Source organism: Curtobacterium sp. HSID17257, from assembly GCF_003989515.1.
Lineage (GTDB): Bacteria > Actinomycetota > Actinomycetes > Actinomycetales > Microbacteriaceae > Curtobacterium.
This window is the reverse complement of the sequence record NZ_RBLU01000253.1, coordinates 1-326: the sequence shown is the minus strand read 5'-3', so window position 1 is coordinate 326 and position 326 is coordinate 1. Positions and strand designations below refer to the sequence as shown.

At 73.3% G+C, this 326-nt stretch carries 1 pseudogene; it reads right to left on the bottom strand.

What is annotated here, in order from left to right:
• Nucleotides 1–133: 133 nt before the first annotated feature.
• Nucleotides 134–326: pseudogene (locus D8M35_RS16775) on the bottom strand (pyridine nucleotide-disulfide oxidoreductase); the annotation flags it as partial.

The following is a 326-nucleotide window of genomic DNA, read 5'->3' as shown; positions in this document are numbered from 1 at the left end:
CGGGCCATGCAGGTGCATCGGTCCCAGGTGGTCGAGGTCCGGGCGGTAGCCGGTCGCCCAGAGCAGGACGTCGATCGAGGTGTCGGTGCCGTCGGCCTCCACGACGCCGTGCGGACGGACCTGCGTGGGGGCCCTACCCGACGGGGTGCACCGGCGGCTCGCGGGTCACCTTGGTGCCCGACATCGGGACGCCACCGAGCGGGCCATGCAGGTGCATCGGTCCCAGGTGGTCGAGGTCCGGGCGGTAGCCGGTCGCCCAGAGCAGGACGTCGATCGAGGTGTCGGTGCCGTCGGCCTCCACGACGCCGTGCGGACGGACCTGCGTG